Origin of the sequence: Mycobacterium liflandii, assembly GCF_022354805.1 — a bacterium.
Taxonomy (GTDB): Bacteria; Actinomycetota; Actinomycetes; order Mycobacteriales; family Mycobacteriaceae; genus Mycobacterium; species Mycobacterium marinum.
The window spans coordinates 2831108-2853800 of the sequence record NZ_CP023138.1 but is presented as its reverse complement, the minus strand read 5'-3'; the positions used below and the strand labels follow the sequence as shown (position 1 = coordinate 2853800).

Sequence of the window (22693 nt, the reverse complement as noted above, 5' to 3'; positions counted from 1 at the left end):
TGCCAACCACCACGGGCAGTGCGGCCCTCTAGTCGGCCTTGATGAAACCGTTGGCTTGCGCGGCCGCTTCGGTGGCGAACCAGATCTCGGCAAGGGTGTCGTAGTACAGCGCACTGCTCGGCGTGTAGTACAGGCCGAAGCGGGCGCTGGCCTTGATGGGATATCCCTCCGGCGCCTGGTACGGGTCGTGGTCGAGCGGCATGTGGATCGTCGGTCGCGCCCCCGCGCTTGGCCCAGCTGCGGCGGCCGCTGGGGCATGGGCTTGCCGAGCATGCACGGTGACCTCGTCCTCGGAGTCATCCTCCGCCGTTTCGGCCGCGGCGTGCCGTCCGGCCCTGGGTGGACGAGGCGATCCGGCCGCTTCCGGGAGCACGCGGATCTCGGTCGTGGCGTCTGCGGTACCACCGCCGGGCATGAAGCTTTTCGGGAAATCGTCCTCGTGGACCGCGGTTTCCGGAACCGCTGCCTCCGGTGCCGCGGTCTCCGGAACGACTGGTTCCGGAACATACCGGTGCGGTAGCCCGAAGGCCTCGGTGACCGCGGTTTCCGGCACGGCGGTCTCCTGCCGCACCGCTTCGGCCAAGTCGGCGATGGAGATCACGGGGGTGGGTGTGGTGTCCACCGCGTCGGGGTCTTCGTCATCGGCCCCGAAGTCCTCGTGTTCGAAGTTTTCGTGCTCGAAGTCCTCATCTTCGAAGTCTTCATGTTCGAAGTCCTCGTGTACGAACTCGTCCCGCTCGAAATCTTCGTGGAACGAGGGCGGCATCTCCTCGCCGTAGGCAGGGCCACCACCACCACGCGGCCAGCTGACCCGGGCCCCGGTGCCGGAGTCAGACGCCGCATGCGCCAGATCGTGATCATCAGGCGGGAAGTGTTCGGAACCGAAGTCCAACTCGTCATGGGGCCACTGGCCACCGATGGCGTCGTAGCCGGATTCCGCATCTTGCTCGGCCGGCTCATAGCCGTGGGTCTCCTGGCCGGCGCGACGCCGGCGCAGGCCAACAGCCATCACCACGAGGAATACCACCAGCAGCAGCACCGGGATGGCGGCCGCCAGCCACCACCAATGCCAGGTGAACTTCTTGCTGTGCGGGGGCGCCGCCGACGTGCTGGGCTGATTCTGGCCGGACACCTGAAGGCCCGAGAGCAGCGGCGCCAGGTTCGCCGGGTCGGTGCTGAAACTATTGGTCGCCCGGTTCCACGAAATCGTGCCGCCGGTGAACTTCTGCGACACCACATCGCCGGCCTCGGTCTGATCGGCGACCGGTGCGCCCAGTTTCCCGGTGGCACCCTTGAGCTTGTCCCAGGCGACCTTCATGGCTCCGCGCACGACGAAGGCGCCGTGATCGGGCGTCCAGAAGATCACCGGCTTGTCGGCCGCCGAGAAGGCAGCGACCCAGCTCGCCGGCTCGATGCCGCCGTCAGACTCGTTGGCGGTGGGGAAACCAAGGTCGCTGCTCACCGGCCCACCCAGCGACTCGTACTTCGCCAGAATCTCGCCCTCGACCGCGTTCGCACCGGTAGCCGGGCTGAAGAAGACCTTTCCGCCCTCGAAGTCCTGGGCGATACCATCGCCGCCGATCGGGTACTGGGCGCCCTTCCTGGCGCCCAACGGGCCGGTGGCGCCGCCGGCGGCGCGCCAGGCCATATTGATGGCCGCGGTGGGGTCGATCGCCACCTGCAGGTCCTTGAGCTGATCGGCCAGTACCGTCGGGGTGGTGGTGAACTCCTTGGTCTGCCGGTTCCAGGACACCTCGCCGCCGGTGAACTTCTGCGAAGTGACCTCGCCGTCGAATGTCGCGTCCCCTATCGGGGCACCCAATACACCGCCGGAGCTGCCCAGCTTGTCCCACGCGGCGTTCATCGCGCCACGCACGACGAACGCCCCGTGGTCGGGCGTCCAGAAGATCACCGGGTTGTCGCTGGCGGAGAAGGTGCTCACCCGGCTATCGGGGCCGGCCAGACCGGGGACTTCATTAATCGTCGGAAAGCCCAGATCGCTGTCTGCCGGACCGCCTAGCTCGTCATACTTCGCCAGAATCGGGCCGTACATGTACTTGGCCCCAGTCTGCGGGGTGAAGAACATCTTTCCGCCGTCGAAGTCCAGCGCGAATCCGTCACCGACGGGATAAACGTCGCCCTTGCGGGCACCGAGTGTTGACGTATCGCCGCCGGCCTTGTCCCAAGCTTCCATCATGGCGGCTTCGGCGTCGCCGATCGGCGACGCCGTCGCGGTAGGCGCCAGCAACGTGACTGCCACCACCGAAGCCGCCAAGCTGAGCAATGCACGCCCAATCAGCCTGCTCAATTGACCTCTCTGCCCGTTCACCAAGCCTCCCAGCCGATGCCGCTGCCCCGCCTAGCGTTTCAATGGACCGCCACCCTTGGGCCGTCCTCTAGCTACGATCCGCGTCGCTGCCAGGGGCCCGCATTACTTTGCTACAACGAATGACAAATAAGAAGTCAATTCGCAGATATTACGAAACGGATACCCAGCTGATGTCGAATCGATGCGGGGCCGAGCTCCTTTCGCGATGAACCGAACTGCTACCCGCACGGCGATTAGGTTACCGTGCGCACGAGCCTAACTCGACTTACACCGCGAGAGGAAACCCAGCTGGAAATGGGTGTTCCCACTATTGTCTGGGCCCTCACGATCGTGATGGTCGCGGCTCTGATGCTGTTCGACTACGTATTTCACGTACGTCATACCCACGTGCCGACGCTGCGTGAAGCCGCGTTATGGTCAGCGATCTACATCGGGGTTGCGATCCTGTTCGGTGTCGGCGTGGTGATCTTCGGCAGCATCGGCATGGGGATCGAATACTTCGCGGGCTACTTGAGCAACGAAGCCCTTTCTGTCGACAACCTATTCGTCTTCCTGGTGGTGATCAGCAGCTTCGGGGTCCCACGGGTCGCTCAGCAGAAGGTCTTGCTGTTCGGTGTTGCATTCGCACTCATCGCACGCACCGGTTTCATCCTGCTCGGTGGCGCACTCATCGAACACTTCAACGCGGCCTTCTATGTGTTCGGTCTGACGCTGCTGATCATGGCGGGTAACCTCGCCAAACCCGCCGCAGCGGAAAGCCGCGACGCCGACAATCTCGCCATCCGCCTGGCCAATCGGTTCCTGCGTACCTCCCAGAACTACAACGGCGACCGATTTTTTATCGTGGAGAACGAAAGTCGGGTCATGACTCCGCTGCTTCTGGTAATGCTCGCGGTTGGCGGCAGCGACGTGCTGTTCGCGTTCGACTCGGTGCCGGCGCTGTTTGGCCTGACCCAGAACGTCTATCTGGTGTTCGCTGCGACCGCGTTCTCATTGTTGGGTCTGCGACAGTTGTACTTTCTGATCGACAATCTGCTGTACCCAGGGCTCCGGCGTTGTTGATTAGCAGGCTTGTGAGCTGGGGAATTGTGGATTGAGGAGGTCTAGGCGGCGGTTGGCGGTCAAAGCGGTGATCCGGCAGGCTTCGGCGATGTTGTCGGCGCCGTTGAGGCGGTGCAGATTGATCGCGGTGTTGCGTAGCGTTGCTAGGACCTGTGCGCCGTTTCCGGTATGTGCCCTTTGATGGTCTTCGTCGAAGGTGACGTCGCGTATCCAGTGCAGGCTGTTCTCGATTCCCCAGTGTTGACGCATCCAGGTCATGATCGCGGTAGGGCGGGCGTGCTCGAACGGCAGGCTGCAGATGGCATAGACCACCTCCACGCTGCGCTGGTCGGTGGCGGTGATCAAGCGTTCACGAGTGATCCGGATGATTTGTTTTGCGTAGGGGAAGCCGATTCCTCGTGCAGCGGTGATGATTTGCAGGGTGCGGGTCTCGACACGGCCGTGGCCGCGGGAGTCGTCGGTAGCGGCTGCGGGCACCTCGGCCCAGGGCAGCGCGGTGATACGCGCAAGTATTTTGGCTTGGTTGGACTTGACGATCATCAGGTAGTGCGACTTCAAGGTGGCGCAGATCAACTTCGCGGTGACGACCTGGGTATGCATCGCATCCACGGTGACCAGCCACCGCAAGCTACCCGGCAGCAGCGTGAGCAGGGCACGTACGCAGGGAATTTCATTGCTTTTCTCGGCGACAGCGAGTTGACCGAGCACCAATCGGGCACGGTGGGCGAACACCGACACGAAATGCGTGGCTGTCGCTTTGGCGCGTAAAGCACCACGCAGCATCTTGCCGTCCAACGCGATCGGCACCAATCCACTGGGGTCGCTGCTGGCCACGTGTGCAGTGAAGTAACTGCCCATCCTGGCGTTGAGGTCGGCGGGGTCTAGCCGAGACAAAACAGCGCGGAAGGTCTTCTCACTGGGCCGCCGGAACCGGACCCCTAATTAGGCCAACACATCATCGGGAGCGGTGGCCGCCCATGTAGCAAAACCAGCATAGCCGCACATCCCCGCGGCAGTGGCCAGAACCGCGATCGCCAACAAAGCCATCAGCGAATACCTCCGACCGCGTGGGTCCCTCGGGTCTAGCACCGAGACCAACACACCGAGAAACTCCGATCCGATGACCTCGCTACGCTCACCAGGACTCCAGCGGTCGAACACCTCTGGAACCGACGACACAGGCAATACTGAAACGGTAGGCACGGGCAACTCCAGACCAACGACGAACAGTAACCAACTCGATCGTTCTCCAGATAGCCCGTGCCTACACTCCGGCCCCAATAGCGCGGCACCAAAGATCATCAACCCAGCTCACAAGCCTGCTAATCAACAACGCCGGAGCCCTGCTGCTGTACCGGCTGATCTATCTGCCCTACGGCCTAGCGACGATTCTGGGCTTCATCGGCATCAAGCTGATGCTAGAAGCGTTGCATCACAACACCATTGCATTCATTAACCGGGGCAGGCCGGTCACGACCGTGGAGATGAGCACCGCGATGTCGTTGACCGTGATTGTCGTCGTCCTACTTCTCACAACGGTGGCGTCATTGGTTTCGGTACGCGGACGCAGGGAAAACGCCGCTGCCCGAGCCCGTCGACACGCCCTGGAGTATCTCGATCTGCATCACCCGGCGGATCCGGTCGAACGAGAAGGGATCTTCGCAGCGCTGCTACAGGCCGAAGACGAAATCAGCTCACTCCCATTGAAACACCGCGCCCAGGTGCAGCAGGACACGGAGCTGACAACGCTGCTGCAACAGGCCCACAACGCGCGCGAAGCGCGCGAGTGAGACCCGTCAGAGCCACACCGCGGTGCGGCTAGATACCCAGGCTGCGGCCGATGATCTCTTTCATGATTTCGGTTGTGCCACCGTAAATCGTCTGCACCCGTGAATCCAGATAGGCTCGGGCAACTGGATATTCGCGCATGTACCCGTAGCCCCCGTGGAGCTGCAGGCACCGGTCGTTCAAGGACACCTGCTTCTCGGTGGAGTACCACTTGGCCATGGCGGCCTGCTCGGCCGTCAACTTGCCGTCAAGGTGCAACTCGATGAACTCGTCGACCATGATGCGGACCATGGTGGCCTCGGTGGCCAGCTCAGCCAGGACAAAGCGACTGTTCTGAAAATTGCCGATGGACCTGCCAAATGCCTTACGTTCCTTGGTGTATTGCAGCGTCTGGTCTAGCACCGATTCCATCCCGGCGGCGGCCATGATGGCGATGGAGATGCGCTCCTGGGGCAGGTTCTGCATCAGGTAGATGAAGCCCATTCCCTCTTGGCCAAGCAAGTTTTCGACCGGCACCTGCACGTCGGAGAAGGACAGTTCCGCGGTGTCCTGGGCATCCAGGCCGATCTTGTCGAGATGACGGCCCCGTTCGAAGCCCTCCATCCCGCGTTCGACCACCAGCAGCGAAAAGCCCTGGGCGCCTTTCTCGGGATCGGTCTGAGCTACCACGATGACCAAGTCCGCGTTGATCCCGTTGGTGATGAAGGTTTTTGAACCGTTCAGCAGGTAATGATCACCCTGCTTGACGGCGCGGGTCTTGATGCCCTGCAGGTCACTGCCGGTTCCCGGCTCAGTCATCGCGATCGCCGTAATGAACTCCCCGGTACAGAACTTCGGCAGCCAACGCTGCTTTTGCTCTTCGGTTGCCAACGCCAGCAGGTAGGGGGCCACGATGTCGTTGTGCAACCCGAAACCGATGCCGCTATAGCGCCCGGCGCTGGTCTCCTCGGTGATGATCGTGTTGTACCGGAAGTCGGGGTTGCCCCCGCCGCCGTACTCTGCGGGTACCGCCATGCCGAGGAAACCTTGTTTGCCGGCTTCAAGCCACACGCCTCGATCGACGATCTTGGCCTTTTCCCATTCGTCGTGATATGGCGCTACATGGCGCTCCAGAAAGCCGCGGTAAGACTCGCGGAATAGATCGTGCTCAGGTTCGAATAGAGTGCGCTGGTACTTGATGGCACTGCCCATGAATAGACCTCCGCCGAAGATAATCTTGCTGCACACCGTATACCAACCCTACGGCTGGTAGGCCTGTTGGGGCCGTTATTGGGCATCCGGTTGCAACGAGTGGCAGGCCAACGCGAAATTTGCGGCGATAACCCGGGCGGCCGCTACTCCCCCGGCCCGGCAGGCGATGCAGCGAATTCCCGCAAAGTGGCCGCCAGTGCACCAGGCACCCGGGCCCTGATCCGGGTGCCCTCCGGCTGATGCTCCGCCTGCTGCACCCGCCCATCGGCGTGCATGCGCGCCACCAGGTCACCGCGGTCATATGGGATCACCACATCCACGGCGGTATCGGTGGGAGCGGCGAGCTCTGCCAGCTTGCGCCAGAGCACATCGATACCGTCGCCGGTGTGTGCGGAGACGAATAGCGCGCCGGGCAGAGCGTGACGCAGCTCGGCCAATGCCAGGTCACCGACGGCATCCACCTTGTTGACGACCAGCAGCTCCTGCGGCGCCTCGGCGCCGGCACTGCCGGCCCTCCCATCACTGGCCTCACCGCCGCCTGTGGCCTCGTCGGCGATGACCTCGGAGATCACCTGGCGCACCGCGTTGATCTGGGCCAACGGGTTCGGGTCGGAGCCGTCGACGACGTGTAACAGCAGATCCGCGTCGATGACCTCCTCCAGCGTGGACCGAAACGCCTCGACCAGCTGGGTGGGCAGATGGCGCACGAAACCGACGGTGTCGGTGAACAGAAAGGGCCGCGCACCATTGGAATCGGGGTCAAACTCCGCGCGCCGGGTGGTTGGATCCAGTGTCGCGAACAACGCGTCCTGCACCAGGACCCCGGCGCCGGTGAGCGCGTTGAGCAGGCTGGACTTGCCGGCGTTGGTGTAGCCGACGATCGCAATCGAGGGCACGTCGCTATGCAGCCGCCGGCTGCGCTGAGTGTCGCGGGCCTGCTTCATCGCCTTGATCTCGCGCCGTAGCTTGGCCATCCGCTCCCGGATGCGACGACGGTCGGTCTCGATCTTGGTCTCACCCGGGCCGCGCAAGCCGACCCCGCCGCCGCTGCCACCGGCTCGGCCACCGGCCTGCCGCGACATCGACTCACCCCAGCCGCGCAGCCTCGGCAGCATGTACTCCATCTGAGCCAGCGCAACCTGGGCTTTGCCCTCTCGGCTGGTCGCGTGCTGGGCAAAGATGTCCAAAATCAGCGCGGTGCGGTCGATGACTTTGACCTTGACCGCCTTCTCCAGGGCGGTCAGCTGGGCCGGTGACAATTCGCCATCACAGATGACGGTGTCGGCCCCGGTCGCCACCACCACTTCGCGTAGTTCGGCGGCCTTGCCCGAGCCGATGTAGGTGGACGGGTCGGGCCGGTCACGACGTTGGATAAGCCCTTCGAGCACCTGGGAACCGGCGGTTTCGGCCAGTGCGGCCAGCTCCGCAAGGCTCGCCTGGTTGTCGGCCGCGGTACCTTCGGTCCACACGCCGACCAACACCACACGCTCCAGTCGCAGCTGTCGGTACTCGACCTCGGAGACGTCGGCGAGCTCGGTCGACAGCCCGGCGACGCGGCGCAGCGCGGACCGGTCTTCGAGGGCGAGCTCGCCGATGCTGGGCTCGGCGGCGGGCTGAGAAGCCCGCCGAACGGAATCGGGAAATTCGGAATATGTCATAGGCAATTAGCAATAGTGCACGGTGGATGGGTGTCGCGCACCTGAATTAACGCCGTTGATCGCGCCACCATTCCTCGCTGATCTCACCGCTGGCGACCAGCACCGACGGCCCGCGCAGCAGGCTAGTCGCATCGGTGATGTTGACCGTGACATCCCCGCCGGGAATGCGGACGGTCAGCGTGCCGGTCTCCTGTCCTGCGCTCGCCAGCGCGGCGACGGCGGCGGCGACGGTGCCGGTGCCGCAGGAGCGGGTTTCACCAACGCCGCGTTCATGAACACGCATGCACACCACGCCGGCGGCCGGCGCGGTGAGAACCTCGACGTTGACGCCCTCGGGAAATTGCGCGTGATCGAAGCTCACCGGGGCCCCCACATCCAACGCTGCCAGCTGCTCCGGTGTCAGCCCCGGATCAAGGCATGCCAGGTGCGGATTACCGACGTCAACGGCCACGCCGGATAACCGCCTGCCGCCAACGACGGCCTCCCCCGGCCCCAGCTTGTTGGCCTTGCCCATGTCGACGGTGACGTCGGCGTGGGTCTGATCGGCGTGGTGCGCGGTAACCGGCCGCGGGCCGGCCAGTGACCCGACCACGAACTCATCGCGCGTCTCCAACCCGCTGGCTCGCAGGTAATGGGCGAACACTCGCACGCCGTTGCCACACATCTGAGCGGTCGACCCGTCGGCGTTGCGGTAGTCCATGTACCAGTCGCCCGGACTGACACCGTCGGGCAGACGGTGCAGAACACCGGCCGCCGCGGCCGCATCCGCGGTGGTGACCCGCAGGATGCCGTCAGCGCCCAAACCCCGGCGGCGATCGCAGAGCGCCGCAACCTGCGCGGCGGTCAGCGACAGCCGGGCCGCCACGTCAGGCAACAGCACAAAATCGTTCTGGGTGCCGTGGCCCTTGGCGAAGATCACCAGATCAGGTTACGTGCCGCCACACCCGCAGCGCCTCATCGACCATGGCGACGCGATCGGAGGGACCGGTTGCGCCGGCGTCGCACCAGTGCACTCGGTGGTCCCGGCGAAACCACGACCGCTGCCGTCGGACGTAACGGCGGGTACCGAAATAGGTCTGCTCACGTGCGTCGTCGAGTAGCTCCGCGCCGCCGCCGGCGTCGAGAGCCGCGAGCACCTGGGCATAACCCAGCGCACGCGCGGCGGTCACCCCTTCGCGCAGACCCGCGCGCAGCAACACGCGCACTTCCTCGACCAGGCCCCGCTCGAACATCGAATCGGTGCGCACCGCCAGCCGATCATCCAGAATTGTTGTGTCGCAATCCAACCCGATAATCGCGGTGCCCCATTGGGCGGCGCCGATGCGCGGCGCGGATGCGGCGAACGGCTGCCCGGTGAGCTCGATGACCTCGAGCGCGCGCACGATGCGGCGACCGTCGGTGGGCAGGATCGTGGCGGCGGCGGCCGGGTCGCGCCGAGCCAGTTCGGCGTGCAGCTCGCCGACCCCGAGTTCGGCCAGACATTCTTCCCATCTGGCCCGCACCGCCGGATCGGTTGCCGGAAACGACCAGTTGTCGAGCAGCGACTGGACGTAGAGCATGGAACCGCCCACCACGATCGGCACATGCCCGCGAGCGATGATCGCCTCGATGTCGGCCGCCGCCGCCTGCTGGTAGCGGGCGACGGTCGCCGTTTCGGCGACGTTGAGGACGTCGAGTTGATGATGCGGGATGCCACGGCGCGCTGCGACCGACAGCTTCGCGGTGCCGATGTCCATGCCGCGATAGAGCTGCATCGCGTCGGCGTTCACGATCTCCGCGGGTACCTCGCCGGCCAGCCGCTCGGCCACGTCGAGCGCCAGTTGCGACTTTCCGCTGCCCGTCGGGCCGATGATCGCCAGTGGTCTCATGGCTGCCAGACACCGACGAAGCACCCCACACCGAAGGGTGCCCCGCGATAGAGCTCCGTGGCCGATCGGGGCCCGGCACCGCAAAGGCCGGCCAGCACCTGGAACGCGGGGCGCCCGAGCACTCGTTCGGGCAACCGCGCCAGGGCGGCGACGTCACCGCCGGCCAGCGCGTCGTCAAGGAGCAGTTGGGCCGGGGCGCCGGTGGGGTCATAGCCGCCCGGCGCGCTTGGGGTCAACGTATTGACGCCGTCGGCAACGACGAGCACACCGACCGGATCGGCCGTCCGGTCGATCTCGGCGCGCAGTAGCTTGCCCTGCACCAGTGCGTCTTCGGATTCCCGGCCGTGGGCGTAGACCTGGATTTTCGCGGTGGCGGCGGGCCGTACCTGACCGCGAACCCAACCCGCCAGCAATGCGCAGAGCGGAAGGTCGGACGGCGGACCCGGTTGCTCGCCAAGCGCTGGGGCAAGGCGGACCTGCACGTCTACCCCGAAGCCCGCAAAAGTCCCGACCGCGTCGGGGCCGGCTACCTGATCTTCGGGGCCGACCCCGATGCCAACCCAGTGGTTCGGCAACGAGCTCGCCGCTGCGACCACCGCCGACCTCAGGTCGGCCACTTCGGCGCCGGCCAGTCCGGTCAGTTCGGGGACAAGCACAGGCGCGGACGGGATGATCGCGATGGCGCTCAGCACGTCACCAAACTAGTGTCTCGGCGCGCGCCGGTTCGACCGGTTGGGGCTAACCCGCCGGCGCCCTGCGCAACCGGTCGGTCTGCACGTCGTCGTCGGCGGGCCCGAAGTGCATGGTGACCGCCCGGTGGGGCATCGTTGCCGGAATATGGCCACTCTCGACCGCCTCTTCGGCCACCTTCTCGGCCTCTCCGCGGGCCAGCGCTATCGTCGCGACGAGCACCAGGACCACGCCAAAGGCCACCACGACAAGCCCGGGGCCGGTGGTATCGAGTGTTTCGCCCAGGACGACCATGCCCAGCACCGCGCCCATCAATGGTTTGGCCACCACCACCGTCGGCAACGAGGCGGTCAACGTGCCCGCGCGAAACGAGGACTGCTGGAAGATCATTCCGCCCAGCGCGGCGGCGATCCAGACATAGAACTCCGGCGCGCGAAACAGTGCGCCGGCTCCCCCGCCGACCACTTCGACGACCGCCTTGGTGAGCACGGCGAACAGCGCCAACGAACACCCCGAGACCACCGCCAGCAGCACCGCGGCCACCGATCCTGACCAGATCCGTGCACCAAGCACACAGAACACCATTACCGGGCCCAGCACCGAGGCCACCACCATCCAGGTCGCCAGTGAACCACGCGACACGCCGACATCCGGGTCGCCAACGATGACCACCACCGCCAGCGAAACGGCCAACAGCACAGCCCAGGTCCACTCCCAGCGTGTCACCCGGCGCCGAGTAACACGGGCGTATATCGGCAGCGCGAACAACAGCGCCGTCACCTGCAGCGCCGACACCAGCACCACCGATCCCAGCGTCAGGGCGGCGGCCTGCAGCAGATAGTTCGCGATCGCGCCGAGGGCTCCCAGCCACCAGCGCGAGTCGCGCAATGACAGCCAGAACAGCTCCAGGTGGCCCACCTGTTCGTCGGTGATCTCCTGAGCGGAACGCTGACGCGTCACGTTGCCCAGCGCGGATGCGAACGCGGCACCCAGCGCGAGAACAGCCGCGATCTCCGTCGTCGTCATGGCCAACCTCCTCGCCAAAACTCGCCCTCGGGAAACCGTTCGTACATCCGGTATCCACTACCCGTTTTGGTGGTGTTCTCAACCAGGCTTACCCCGCCGGGCTGGCAACTAGCTGGATTCGAACCGACCCCAAATACCCACCGTGCACCCACCTAACAGCGGCAACTCTTTAGGAAGCTATGCAGAACCTGTGTGCCAGATGTGTTTCGGTTCACACGGCTACGGCATGGCAAGCTGGCCGGCCGCGTTGAGATTGTCGGCGGGCGCCATCATGGCGGCTTCGTCGCGAGCCAGCGCCACGGTGGCCACGATCACCACGGCAACGGCAACCAGCAACACAAACACGCCCAAGTCGCCGGTCTGTAGCACCTCGTCGAGCACCGTGACCCCCAACAGCGAAGCAATCACCGGCCTGGCCACGGTGATGGTCGGCAATGACGCGGTCAACGAGCCGGCCCGCAGCGATGATTGCTGAAGCATCAGACCGATCGGCAGCACCGTCATCCAGGCGTAGAACTCGGGGGCGCGCACTAGCGGCCCGAAGCCGGTGCCGATGAGCGCGACAACGCCTTTGGTAAACACCGTGAACACGGCCAGCACAGCTGGCCGAAGAGACCGCTAGTAGCACCGCCGACAGAGCACCGGAGGTGACCCGCGCCGCTACCACGCAGACCACCAAGGCCGGAATCATCACCGCGGCAACCACCGCCCAGGTCGACAGCGGGGCGCGCGCGTGGCCAGCCGTGGGATCCCCTGCCGTCACGATGACCGCCACCGCGCCGGCCAGCAAGATCGCCCACATCCACTCTCGAGCGGTGATCCGATGCTGAGTAAGCCAAGAATCGATCGGCAGGGCGAAAAGCAGCGCGGTCGCCTGCAGCGACTGCACCAGCACCACAGACCCCATGGTCAACGCGATGGCCTGCAGGGTGAAGCTGGACAGAGCCGCGGCGCTGCCCAGCCACCACTGACCATGGCGTAGCGAGAGGTGCAGCAGCGTGAAGTGACCATCCTCGTCCTCGGTGACCTGCTGCGCTGACCGCTGCAGCACCACGTAGCCGACCCCGGCCAGCAGCGCCGCGCCCAGGGCGAGCGACGCCGAGACTTCGACATTGGCCATTTGGTGCCCTCCCACCGCATTCAGCTGCAAGCTGTCTGCGTAAACCTTCCGTTAGGCAGTTGTTCAATAATGACCCGTGTGTACTGGTTAAGCATCTCAATCGCGCGATCCCGTAGAAATGGTTGCCTCACCCGGGCATCGGGCCGCGCATTTCGCAGCCGACCGGTCGGCCGCGACACCAGCTGGACGGTCCGCACGCCAGCAGCGCGCACACCCGATCACCGCAATTCACAAAATCGATCGGGGCGCCGGCTATGCCGATCCGACCTGCCCAAATTCCCGCGCGAGCACACAGCGCAACTAACGGAACGGTTGCAGCTATAGGACGGATGCTGCAGTTTTGGTGCGTCCACAATGGTGAGCAATTACCGTCATGGTTGCTAGACCGGGGTATGCGGTCGGCAGGTCGGCCGGTGAGTGTGGCTTGCCGGTGCGATTACCCGCTGGTTTGAGGAGTAGGCGATGAGCGCCTCCGCGCGACGCTCGCGAGTAGGTACCCGCTTCGGGCCCTACTACCTCAAGCGACAGCTTGGCACCGGCGGCATGGGCGAGGTCTACGAGGCCGTGGACACCGTGAGACAGCGCGTGGTGGCACTGAAGTTGATGTCGGAGTCGCTCAGCCACGATCCCGTGTTTCGCATGCGGATGCAGCGTGAGGCCCGCAACGCGGGCAGGCTGCAAGAGCCGCACGTGGTGCCCATTCACGATTACGGTGAAATCGACGGGCAGCTCTACCTGGACATGCGCCTCATCGAGGGCACCCACCTGGCGCTGCTGCTGGAACGGTTCGGTCCGGTGACACCCCCGTGGGCGGTGGCGCTGGTGCATCAGGTCGCCTCCGCATTGGACGCCGCCCACGCGGCCGGCGTGATGCATCGGGATGTGAAACCGGAAAACATCCTGGTGACCCAGGATGACTTCGTTTACCTGGTGGACTTCGGGATCGCCAGTGCGGCGACCGACGAGAAACTGACGCAGATCGGCAGCGCGGTGGGGACCTGGAGGTACATGGCCCCGGAGCGGTTTTCCGACGCCGAAGTGAATCAGCGTGCCGACATCTATTCGCTGACCTGCGTGCTCCATGAGTGCCTGACCGGAACCCCGCCATATCGGGCGGACAGCGCCGGCATGTTGATCACCGCGCATCTGATGGCGCCCATCCCGCGTCCCAGCCAGCTGCGGCCCGGTATCCCCGCCACGTTCGACGCGGTGATCGCGCGCGGAATGGCCAAACGCCCGGAGGACCGCTTCGCAAGCGCGGGCGAACTGGCTGCGGCGGCGCACCAAGCGCTCAGCGCACCGCACCAGGCTCAAGAATTTCGCATCCTCAAACGTAGTGAGGAGGCCGGTGGCCTGCACACCGACGCCGCGGCAGAGGCCGGTATCACCTTTGCGAGCCCGTCGACGGCGTCACCATCGGCACCCACCCCGGTCGCATCGACTTCGCAGCCCGACCTGAGGATCTCCGGGCCCCTGTCGATTCCGTCATTCCCCACATCGGAAGCCAACGTCCCGTTATTCGACGCGAGCACGAGTTCTTGGGGCGATCTGACGGCCGCACCACCACCACAGGCACCCCCGGCGCCCCTGACACCCCCGACTCCCCCAGTTCCCCCGACGCCCCCGCAACCGCCGAAGCAGACGAGCGACACATCACCGTCGGGCCCGGGCCCACACTTCTTGGCCGCACGCCTGCGCAACCCGTGGATGCTGCTCGGCGCCGCCGCCCTGGTGGCCCTGATCGTCTTCGCCGCCCAGGGCATCTGGCTCAGCTTCCGGCCGAAGTCCGAGTCCGCTTCCACCAGCCCGTCGACGGCTTCGCCCAGCGCGCCCTCGCCGGCGTCGGCGGACGCGCTGGCCCGCCTACTGAGCACGCTTCCACTGGGTTACGCACCGGGCACCTGCCGGGCCTTTCTGCCGGCCAAGGACTCGCTGGCCAGGGTCACCTGCGACAAGAACGTCGACCCTGGGGGCCCGTCCCGGGGCGTGTACACGCTGTTCGGGGAAACGGCGACGCTGCGCCAGTATTTCGACGGCCTGCTGCGCACCGACATCATGGTCGACTGCCCAGGCGAGAAGAAGTCACCGACCGCCTGGCACCATCCCGATAGCCCACAGGTCGGCGGCATGATCTTCTGCGCGATCCAGGAGGGCAGTCCCTCGGTGGTGTGGACAAACGAAGCCCAGTTGATGATCAGCGTGGTCCAGGGCGATCCGCGGGGCCCCAACCTCGAAGAGCTCTACAGCTGGTGGAAAAAGCACTCGTGATAGCCGGCCTCGTTTGTGAAACTGTCCAGATGGGCAGTTAACCAACACCGACCAAGGTGTCGGTGTATGGCGGGGCAAGCTGCTTCAATACTGTTGGAACTGTTAGAACCGGTCTGTGCCCTCTGGTGAAGCCGTCGGCCCCATCAGAGCTGCAGATCGGATATTGGGTGCCGCTTCGCGCGGCAGGTGCGCGGGATACGGACCGCGCAGAGGGTGCAAAGGGTAGGTGACGAGCGCATGACGGCTGACGAACCCCGCGGCAACGATTTGCACCCGACGGTTTCGGGCCCCGGCCCACGGCCGGGACCGCGGCCGGGACCCAGGCCCGGCCCCAGGCCGTCGCCCCGACCCGTTGCCCATCCGGTGGTGGTATCCGCGCCCAGCGATCCCCACCGGTTCGGTCGTGTCGACGACGACGGCACGGTCTGGCTGATCACCACCGCCGGCGAGCGCATCGTCGGGTCCTGGCAGGCCGGGGACGCCGAGGCCGCATTTGCGCATTTCGGCAGGCGTTTCGACGACTTGAACACCGAGATCACGCTGATGGAGGAGCGGCTGGCCGCCGGCACCGGAGACGCCCACAAGATCCGCGCCAACGCCGCAGCGCTGGCCGAGACACTGCCGATCGCGTCGGTGCTCGGGGACCTCGATGCGCTGGCCACCAGGCTGGCCAGCCTGTGCGAACAGGCCGACAGCATGGCCGTCGCCGACCGCACCAAACGAGACGAACATCGGGCCGCCCAGACCTCGCGCAAAGAGGCGCTGGCCGCCGAGGCTGAGGAACTGGCCGCCAACTCGACCCAATGGAAGGCCGCCGGCGACCGGCTGCGCGCGATCCTCGACGAATGGAAGACGATCAGCGGCCTGGACCGCAAGGTCGATGACGCGTTGTGGAAGCGCTACTCGGCGGCCCGTGACACCTTCAACCGTCGACGGGGCTCCCATTTCGCCGAACTCGACCGTGAGCGATCTGGGGTCAAGCAGAGCAAAGAGCGGCTCTGCGAGCGCGCGGAGGAGTTGTCCGACTCCACGGACTGGGCCCCCACCAGCGCTGAATTCCGCAAACTACTCGCCGAATGGAAAGCGGCGGGACGCGCCAGCAAGGACGTCGACGACGCGTTATGGCGTCGTTTCAAAGCCGCCCAGGATGCCTTTTTCACCGCGCGCAACGCCGCGACCGCGGAGCGAGACGCCGAGTTCCGCGCCAATGCCACCGCCAAGGAGGCCCTGCTCGTCGAGGCGGAGAAGCTCGACACCACCAACCGCGACGCCGCGCGAGCAGCGCTTCGCACCATCACCGACAAGTGGGACGCGATCGGCCGCGTGCCCCGCGAGCGCACCGCCGAATTGGAGCGTCGGTTGCGCGCGGTCGAGAAAAAGGTGCGCGAAGCCGGCGAATCCAATTGGTCGGATCCACAGGCTCAGGCGCGCGCCGAGCAGTTCCAGGCCCGAGTCGAGCAGTTCGAACAGCAAGCCGCCAAGGCAGCCGCGGCGGGTAAGACCAAGGAAGCCGAACAGGCAAAGGCCAACGCCGAACAGTGGCGGCAGTGGGCGGCAGCCGCGGCCGACGCGCTGACCCGCAAAACCTAGTCCTGGTCTTTTTCGGCCGCGGTCCCGTCGGACTCATCGGGTGTGTTGAAGCTGTCCAACAAGGTCTGCGACTGTTGTTCGGCGACCACGCGACGACGCTGCTCTTCCGCAGCAAGCTGCACTATCGTGCGCTGCCACACCACCCGTGCCCAGTGAAACGTCAACAGGATCACCGCGATCCAAGACACGATGAGCCCGACGCCCGGACCCGGTTGACCCGCGGCCACGGTCTGGCGCGACCACACCGCCAACAGCCCGGTGCCACTGGCCAACGCCGAACCCGCCAGGGCCACCCACGCCAGCGTCCAGCGTCGTGTCATCAACGCCAGCATCGAGAAGCCCACGCCGAATACCAGTGTCAACCAGGCGAACACCTGCGACGGCAGCGTCACCGCGGCGTCGGTGGCCCCATTGCTGCTGAACAGCACATCCCATCCGCGCACGTTTCCGGTGTGCGGCAGGATGAACGACCCCAGCAGCACGAACACGAGGATCGCGACGACCAAAGCTCTGGCGCCGGGGTCGATCTCACGCGCCACCCGGCGTTCTGCCGCCTCGATTTCAGACCGGTAGGCGTCGAAATCCGCCACGTCAACCTCTCCGTTCATTGCGGGTCACCCGCGCTAGATCCAGCCCCGTCCGCCGACCCGCATCCGCCCGCCGATCCGCATGAGGTGGCTTCGGCCGCAACGGGAACCACGGGCCGCCCGATGCCGGGCATGCCCAGGCCGATGCCCCGAACGGTCTGTCCGTCGGCGTGCGCGTCACCGGCACGGGTACGGCGGTGGGCCAGAATGCCCCCGTCGGCAATCAGGTGGTGCGGAGCGGCATCGGTGACCTCCACGGTGACGATGTCGCCGGGGCGAACCGGCCCGTCACCGGCGCGGAAGTGAACCAGGCGCCCATCGCGCGCCCGGCCGCTCATGCGCGCCGTCAGGGTGTCCTTGCGTCCTTCTCCGGTGGCCACCAGCAGCTCGACGCGCTGTCCGACGATGGCCCGGTTGCCCTCCAGCGAGATCTGCTCCTGCAACTCGACGAGCCGCTCATACCGTTCCTGCACAACAGCTTTGGGCAACTGCCCGTCGAGTTCGGCCGCCGGGGTCCCGGGGCGCTTGGAGTACTGGAAGGTGAACGCGGCCGAGAACCGGGCCTGCCGCACCACATCAAGGGTGGCGGCAAAGTCCTGTTCGGTCTCACCCGGGAATCCCACGATCAGATCCGTGGTGATGGCCGCGTGCGGCATGGCGGCCCGAACCCGCTCGATGATGCCCAGATAGCGTTCGGCACGGTAGGAGCGCCGCATCGCGCGCAGCACCCGATCCGATCCGGACTGCAGGGGCATGTGCAGGGCGGGGCACACGTTGGGTGTTTGTGCCATGGCCTCGATGACGTCATCGGTGAACTCGGCCGGGTGCGGCGAGGTAAACCGGACCCGCTCCAGCCCGTCGATGTCTCCGCAAGCCCGCAGCAACTCGGCGAAAGCGCCCCGGTTGCGCGGCAGTGCGGGGTCAGCGAAGGAGACGCCGTAGGCGTTGACGTTCTGCCCCAGCAGGGTGATCTCGACTACACCGGTATCCACCAGCGACTGGACCTCGGCCAGGATGTCTGCCGGGCTGCGATCGATCTCTTTGCCGCGCAGCGACGGCACGATGCAGAAGGTGCAGGTGTTGTTGCAGCCGACCGAGATCGATACCCAAGCGGCGTACGCAGACTCACGGGCGCTCGGCAGCGACGACGGGAACTGCTGCAGCGCCTCGGCGATCTCCACCTGAGCCACCCGGTTGTGCCGGGCGCGGTCGAGCAGCGCGGGCAACGACCCGATGTTATGGGTACCGAAAACCACGTCAACCCAGGGCGCTTTGCGCAGCAGCGCGTCGCGGTCTTTCTGGGCCAAGCAACCACCGACGGCGATTTGCATGTCCGGACTGGTGCGCTTGCGCGGGGCCAGGTGGCTGAGGTTGCCGTAGAGCTTGTTGTCGGCGTTTTCCCGTACCGCGCAGGTGTTGAAGACCACTACATCGGCATCGGTGCCCTCGGCCGCACGACGGTAGCCGGCGGCTTCGAGCAGGCCCGCCATTCGTTCGGAGTCGTGGACATTCATCTGGCAGCCGTAGGTGCGGACCTGATACGTGCGCGCCGACATGGGCTCAGCATCATCGGCCGGGCCGGCAGACCCGGCGCCGTGCGCCACCGTCGAAGTCACGGGGCCATGGTACGGCGGCCGGCTGGCCGACAGCGTGTCGGCCGGTGGCCGAGCCCCTCCCGGACAGAGTCGGGCTAGACCCGCCGGCGATCTCGTTCGGCGGCCAGTTCTGCGATGACCACCTCGCACGCCACAGTCTGGCTGTAGCCACGACGCGCCAGCATCGCCACCAATCTGCGGGTCACCCGGGCGTCATCCTCGGTCAGCTTTTCGCGCCTGAGCTTGGTCCTGACGAGTTGCTCGGCCCTGCCTCGCTCGGCACCCGCGTCGAGTCCGGCCAGCGCGGTGCCGATCACATCCTGGTCGACCCCTTTGGCCTGCAGCTCAGCGGCCAGTGCGCGCCTGCTCTTTCCCGCATTGGCCCGACGGGATTGCACCCAGTCCGCGGCAAAGTCGGCGTCGTCGACCAGACCTACCGCGGTAAGCCGATCCAGCACGCGATCGCCGACGTCCTCGGGGTAGCCACGTTTCGCCAGCTGACCGGCCAACTCTGCCCGAGTCCGGGATCGCGCGGTGAGCAGGCGCAGACATAACGCCCGCGCCTGCTCTTCGCGAGATGGCTCAGAAGTCGACGGGGGCGGGAAGGACACCGTCATCAGTCACCACTGCACCGATACCGAGCTTTTCTTTGATCTTCTTCTCGATCTCGTTGGCCACTTCGCCGTTCTCCAGCAGGAAGTTGCGGGCATTCTCCTTGCCCTGCCCGAGCTGTTCGCCCTCGTAGGTGAACCACGCACCGGATTTCCGGATGAAGCCCTGATCCACACCCATATCGATCAGCGAGCCTTCCCTGCTGATACCCCTGCCGTAGAGGATGTCGAACTCGGCCTGTTTGAACGGTGGCGAGACCTTGTTCTTGACGATCTTGACCCGGGTGCGGTTACCGACCGCATTGGTGCCGTCCTTGAGCGTTTCGATCCTACGCACATCCATGCGCACCGACGCGTAGAACTTCAGCGCCTTTCCACCCGTCGTCGTCTCGGGTGAGCCGAACATCACCCCGATCTTGTCGCGGAGCTGGTTGATGAAGATCGCCGTGGTTCCCGAATTGTTCAATGCGCCAGTCATCTTCCGCAGCGCCTGGCTCATCAGCCGGGCCTGCAGGCCGACATGGCTATCCCCCATTTCGCCTTCGAGCTCCGCGCGTGGCACCAGTGCGGCCACCGAGTCGATCACCACGATGTCGAGCGCCCCCGAACGGATCAGCATGTCGGCGATCTCGAGCGCCTGTTCACCGGTGTCCGGCTGGCTGACCAGCAGGGAATCGGTATCGACACCAAGCTTTTTGGCGTACTCGGGATCCAGCGCATGCTCGGCATCGATGAATGCCGCGACGCCGCCGGCGGCCTGGGCGTTGGCCACCGCGTGCAATGCCACGGTGGTCTTACCCGAGGATTCCGGGCCGTAGATCTCGATCACCCGGCCACGTGGCAGACCGCCGATGCCCAGGGCAACATCGAGTGCGATGGATCCGGTCGGGATGATCGAAATCGGTTGCCGTACCTCGTCGCCAAGGCGCATCACCGAACCTTTGCCATAACTCTTCTCGATCTGGGCCATCGCCAGTTCGAGTGCCTTTTCGCGGTCGGGAGCTTGCGCCATCGTGCCTCTCCTATAGTCGGTGTTCGATGACCGGTATCGGTCGGTTGGCTGTGACACTAAAGAAGGCCACCGACAGATCGCGTCTTCGAGCGATGACCACAGTAGCCGAACATCTGTTCGATTCAAGTTTCGACACGCCGCGTGTGGCAATATCGGCTACCGATGGACGCATGAACATCTCCGCCGAGCTGGCCGAAATCGCCTCCTACGGAGGTTTTTTCGGGCTGACCGTGGGCGGCGACCCAACGGGATGGCATCCGGTCACCCAGGCCTATGCCAACGGGTTCTCGGACTTGATCGACGCCACCATCGAGCGCTATGGCACGCCAGAGGTGCGAATCGGCGCATCCCTGGTGCATCTCGGCCATGCCGCCCGGCTGTGGTCACCAGTGCTCGCATGCGTCTTGAGCCAGGGGGTAGTTCCCGACCTGACCAACCTGCAGCGTGCCGACAACGCCGCGCTGCTGCGGCTGCCCGAACCCATCGGCGAGCCCGCCGCACCGTCCCCGGAATTGTTGTATCGCGTCGTCATCAAGGACCACATGGAGCCGTTCGCAGCGGGCCTGCGCGCCAAGTTGGCGCCCGCGCTGCTGTCCGGCAACATCGCGTCGGCACTCGTCGGGGCGTCACGCGCGATGATCTCGGCGCGGCCGGACTTGCGCCAGTCCGTAGCCAGCACCACCGCCGAGTTGCTGAGCATGGGCCGCCTGGCCGGATCAGGGGTGATCGCAGGCGCCGATCTGAGCTTCCGGCGCAACAGTTGCTGTCTCTACTACCGCCTGCCCGGCGCGGGGAAATGCGGCGACTGCCCGCTCTAGCGGGCGCCTAGATCACCACTGCTCACGGGGAACATCGAAGTCAGCGCACAACGCCCGCCACACGTCGCGAGGCTCCACACCCGCCTCGATCGCCTGGGCGGCGGTCCGGCCATCGAAGACCGTCAAGACGTGGTCGACCAGAACCGATGCGCCGTAGGCGGCACCAAACCGCAGCGTGATCCGTTCGTGAAACTCTGTCAGCCGCACGCCAGCCAACATACTGGGCCGGCCAGCCAATCCGGTCATCCCGCAAGCGCCAGCGCTTCGTGGCAGACCTGCACCGGATCGGCCACGTCGGCAATGCTGGCGGCGGCCCGTTGCGCCGCCTCCCGGTAACCGGGCGACGACAGCACCTCATTCACCGCGGCCGCCAGCGCATCAGCGCCCAGCGGCCGGATCAGCCGAGCGCTGCCCTGGCGTACCACGCGATTGGCTATCTCCCACTGGTCCCCGCCGCCGGGAACCACCACCAGGGGCACCCCGGCCAGCAACGTCTTGGAGACCATCCCATGACCGCCCCCGCAGATCACCACGTCGGCGTGGGTCAACAGCTCGGCCTGGCTGCCCAGCCCGACCGCCGCCCACGACGGTGTCACCAGATCGTCGCCGCCGAGCCGGGAGACCACCAGCCGCGATCCCGACGGCAGCGTGTCGCCCGGAATCAGCGACTCCAGTGCGACCTCGGCCAGTCCGGCGGTTCCGGACAATGCCGTGGACGGCGCGATGACCAGCACCGGACCCGAACCGGCAGGGACTTTCAGCAGCTGATCGGTCGGTTCGAAGTGCAACGGGCCGACCACGATCGCCTCGGCAGGCCAGTCCGGACGCGGCACCTCGAGGGCGGGCAGCGTAGCGATCAATCGCCGCAGCGGGCCCGGATCATGCTCTGCCAGGCCGATCTCGGCCCGCACCGCGGCGCGCTGTCGCAGGCCCGCACGCCAGGACCGCGCCGTCAGCGCCCGCATGGTGGTGTCGCGCAGCCGGCCGCGAATTCCGGTGCCCGGCGCCAGACCGCTGCCGATCGGCGGCAGGCCTTTCGACGGCCGATACAGCGGATGCGGGTTGAGCTCGATCCAGGGGATCCCCAACCGCTCGGCCGCCATTCCCCCGCAGGCGGTGATCACGTCGGACACCACCAGGTCGGGCGCCAGGTCGGACAGCGCCGGAGCGTTGAGCAGGGCCATCTGAGCGGCCCTGCGATGAATCCTGGCGCCGGCATCCAGATCCTCGTCGGTGGCGACCAGCCCCGCCAACTCAATGGCGTCAACGCCGGCCGCCCGAGCGGTGTCCAACCACTCCACACCGGTCAGCAGCGTTGGAATATCGCCGGCCGCCAAAAAGCGCCGGCACAGCGCAATCGCGGGAAACGAATGGCCGGGATCCGGCCCGGCGACCACGGCGACACGCACCGCACCACCCTGCCACAGTGCCTGGCCGGTGCCCAGCCACCGCCCAATCGCCGACCAGCCACCGCAGTTGC

General features: G+C 65.8%; 16 protein-coding genes and 4 pseudogenes. 5 read left to right on the top strand and 15 right to left on the bottom strand.

Annotated features, from left to right (window positions below):
- Positions 1 to 28 precede the first annotated feature (28 nt).
- Entirely contained in the window at positions 29 to 2329 is a 2301-nt protein-coding gene (locus tag CKW46_RS12840) for an LGFP repeat-containing protein (protein ID WP_482053224.1), read from the bottom strand.
- A 294-nt stretch (positions 2330 to 2623) separates the two neighbouring features.
- On the opposite strand from CKW46_RS12840, the pseudogene CKW46_RS12835 reads away from it, so the two are divergent.
- A pseudogene (locus tag CKW46_RS12835) lies at positions 2624 to 3367 on the top strand (TerC/Alx family metal homeostasis membrane protein); the annotation flags it as partial.
- A 24-nt stretch (positions 3368 to 3391) separates the two neighbouring features.
- On the opposite strand, the pseudogene CKW46_RS12830 reads toward CKW46_RS12835, so the two are convergent.
- Positions 3392 to 4594: pseudogene (locus CKW46_RS12830) on the bottom strand (ISAs1-like element IS2404/ISMul1 family transposase).
- Positions 4595 to 4737: 143 nt separating this feature from the next.
- Here CKW46_RS12830 and CKW46_RS12825 point away from each other — a divergent pair.
- Positions 4738 to 5181: pseudogene (locus CKW46_RS12825) on the top strand (TerC/Alx family metal homeostasis membrane protein); the annotation flags it as partial.
- Positions 5182 to 5209: 28 nt separating this feature from the next.
- Here CKW46_RS12825 and CKW46_RS12820 read toward each other — a convergent pair.
- The 7 genes and pseudogenes from CKW46_RS12820 to CKW46_RS12790 form a co-directional block, all read right to left on the bottom strand.
- Complete coding sequence (locus CKW46_RS12820) at positions 5210 to 6370, bottom strand: acyl-CoA dehydrogenase family protein (protein WP_117435776.1); 1161 nt, start codon at positions 6368 to 6370, stop codon at positions 5210 to 5212.
- A 143-nt stretch (positions 6371 to 6513) separates the two neighbouring features.
- On the bottom strand, positions 6514 to 8028 hold the full coding sequence (gene hflX / locus CKW46_RS12815; RefSeq protein WP_015355317.1) for a GTPase HflX: 1515 nt from the start codon (positions 8026 to 8028) through the stop codon (positions 6514 to 6516).
- A 46-nt stretch (positions 8029 to 8074) separates the two neighbouring features.
- Entirely contained in the window at positions 8075 to 8947 is an 873-nt protein-coding gene (gene dapF / locus CKW46_RS12810; RefSeq protein ID WP_482053223.1) for a diaminopimelate epimerase, read from the bottom strand.
- A 4-nt stretch (positions 8948 to 8951) separates the two neighbouring features.
- Positions 8952 to 9896 carry a tRNA (adenosine(37)-N6)-dimethylallyltransferase MiaA gene (gene miaA, locus CKW46_RS12805; RefSeq protein ID WP_482053222.1) on the bottom strand — a complete coding sequence of 315 codons (945 nt, stop codon included), beginning with the start codon at positions 9894 to 9896 and terminating at the stop codon, positions 8952 to 8954.
- Positions 9893 to 10588: a class III extradiol ring-cleavage dioxygenase family protein gene (locus CKW46_RS12800; protein ID WP_012393770.1), complete on the bottom strand. Its 696-nt coding sequence runs from the start codon at positions 10586 to 10588 to the stop codon at positions 9893 to 9895. Before CKW46_RS12800 ends, miaA begins: the two co-directional genes overlap by 4 nt.
- Positions 10589 to 10634: 46 nt before the next feature.
- On the bottom strand, positions 10635 to 11612 hold the full coding sequence (locus CKW46_RS12795; protein WP_011741160.1) for a DMT family transporter: 978 nt from the start codon (positions 11610 to 11612) through the stop codon (positions 10635 to 10637).
- 219 nt (positions 11613 to 11831) lie between these two features.
- A pseudogene (locus CKW46_RS12790) lies at positions 11832 to 12732 on the bottom strand (DMT family transporter).
- A 462-nt stretch (positions 12733 to 13194) separates the two neighbouring features.
- On the opposite strand from CKW46_RS12790, the gene CKW46_RS12785 reads away from it, so the two are divergent.
- Together CKW46_RS12785 and CKW46_RS12780 are read left to right on the top strand one after the other, a co-directional pair.
- Positions 13195 to 15000 carry a serine/threonine-protein kinase gene (locus CKW46_RS12785; protein WP_117420656.1) on the top strand — a complete coding sequence of 602 codons (1806 nt, stop codon included), beginning with the start codon at positions 13195 to 13197 and terminating at the stop codon, positions 14998 to 15000.
- Positions 15001 to 15237: 237 nt separating this feature from the next.
- A complete protein-coding gene (locus CKW46_RS12780) occupies positions 15238 to 16590 on the top strand; it encodes a DUF349 domain-containing protein (protein WP_482053221.1) in 1353 nt (450 codons plus the stop codon).
- Here the strand turns inward: CKW46_RS12780 and CKW46_RS12775 are convergent.
- From CKW46_RS12775 to recA, 4 genes are all read right to left on the bottom strand, one after another.
- A complete protein-coding gene (locus CKW46_RS12775) occupies positions 16587 to 17198 on the bottom strand; it encodes an Rv2732c family membrane protein (RefSeq protein ID WP_012393766.1) in 612 nt (203 codons plus the stop codon). The two genes, CKW46_RS12780 and CKW46_RS12775, sit on opposite strands and share 4 nt — an antisense overlap.
- Complete coding sequence (gene miaB, locus CKW46_RS12770; RefSeq protein ID WP_223161124.1) at positions 17195 to 18733, bottom strand: tRNA (N6-isopentenyl adenosine(37)-C2)-methylthiotransferase MiaB; 1539 nt, start codon at positions 18731 to 18733, stop codon at positions 17195 to 17197. The genes CKW46_RS12775 and miaB overlap by 4 nt, the downstream gene beginning before the upstream one ends.
- Positions 18734 to 18867: 134 nt before the next feature.
- A complete protein-coding gene (gene recX, locus CKW46_RS12765) occupies positions 18868 to 19389 on the bottom strand; it encodes a recombination regulator RecX (protein ID WP_011741165.1) in 522 nt (173 codons plus the stop codon).
- On the bottom strand, positions 19355 to 20395 hold the full coding sequence (gene recA / locus CKW46_RS12760; protein WP_012393764.1) for a recombinase RecA: 1041 nt from the start codon (positions 20393 to 20395) through the stop codon (positions 19355 to 19357). Before recA ends, recX begins: the two co-directional genes overlap by 35 nt.
- 170 nt (positions 20396 to 20565) lie before the next feature.
- Between recA and CKW46_RS12755 the strand changes: the two genes are divergently transcribed.
- The gene (locus CKW46_RS12755) at positions 20566 to 21213 is read left to right on the top strand and encodes a (2Fe-2S)-binding protein (RefSeq protein ID WP_166436181.1); all 648 of its coding nucleotides are present in this window, start codon (positions 20566 to 20568) and stop codon (positions 21211 to 21213) included.
- A gap of 12 nt (positions 21214 to 21225) precedes the next feature.
- Here the strand turns inward: CKW46_RS12755 and CKW46_RS12750 are convergent, their stop codons facing one another.
- On the bottom strand, positions 21226 to 21420 hold the full coding sequence (locus CKW46_RS12750; RefSeq protein WP_407070187.1) for a DUF3046 domain-containing protein: 195 nt from the start codon (positions 21418 to 21420) through the stop codon (positions 21226 to 21228).
- A gap of 35 nt (positions 21421 to 21455) precedes the next feature.
- Positions 21456 to 22622: a glycosyltransferase gene (locus tag CKW46_RS12745; RefSeq protein ID WP_015355307.1), complete on the bottom strand. Its 1167-nt coding sequence runs from the start codon at positions 22620 to 22622 to the stop codon at positions 21456 to 21458.
- Positions 22623 to 22693: the final 71 nt, after the last annotated feature.

Coding starts and splice junctions, on each gene's coding strand:
- CKW46_RS12820 (WP_117435776.1), bottom strand. CDS start 6,370: ATGGGCAGTGCCATCAAGTACCAGCGCACTCTATTCGAACCTGAGCAC.
- hflX (WP_015355317.1), bottom strand. CDS start 8,028: ATGACATATTCCGAATTTCCCGATTCCGTTCGGCGGGCTTCTCAGCCC.
- miaA (WP_482053222.1), bottom strand. CDS start 9,896: ATGAGACCACTGGCGATCATCGGCCCGACGGGCAGCGGAAAGTCGCAA.
- CKW46_RS12795 (WP_011741160.1), bottom strand. CDS start 11,612: ATGACGACGACGGAGATCGCGGCTGTTCTCGCGCTGGGTGCCGCGTTC.
- CKW46_RS12785 (WP_117420656.1), top strand. CDS start 13,195: ATGAGCGCCTCCGCGCGACGCTCGCGAGTAGGTACCCGCTTCGGGCCC.
- CKW46_RS12780 (WP_482053221.1), top strand. CDS start 15,238: ATGACGGCTGACGAACCCCGCGGCAACGATTTGCACCCGACGGTTTCG.
- CKW46_RS12775 (WP_012393766.1), bottom strand. CDS start 17,198: ATGAACGGAGAGGTTGACGTGGCGGATTTCGACGCCTACCGGTCTGAA.
- miaB (WP_223161124.1), bottom strand. CDS start 18,733: ATGTCGGCGCGCACGTATCAGGTCCGCACCTACGGCTGCCAGATGAAT.
- recX (WP_011741165.1), bottom strand. CDS start 19,389: ATGACGGTGTCCTTCCCGCCCCCGTCGACTTCTGAGCCATCTCGCGAA.
- recA (WP_012393764.1), bottom strand. CDS start 20,395: ATGGCGCAAGCTCCCGACCGCGAAAAGGCACTCGAACTGGCGATGGCC.
- CKW46_RS12755 (WP_166436181.1), top strand. CDS start 20,566: ATGAACATCTCCGCCGAGCTGGCCGAAATCGCCTCCTACGGAGGTTTT.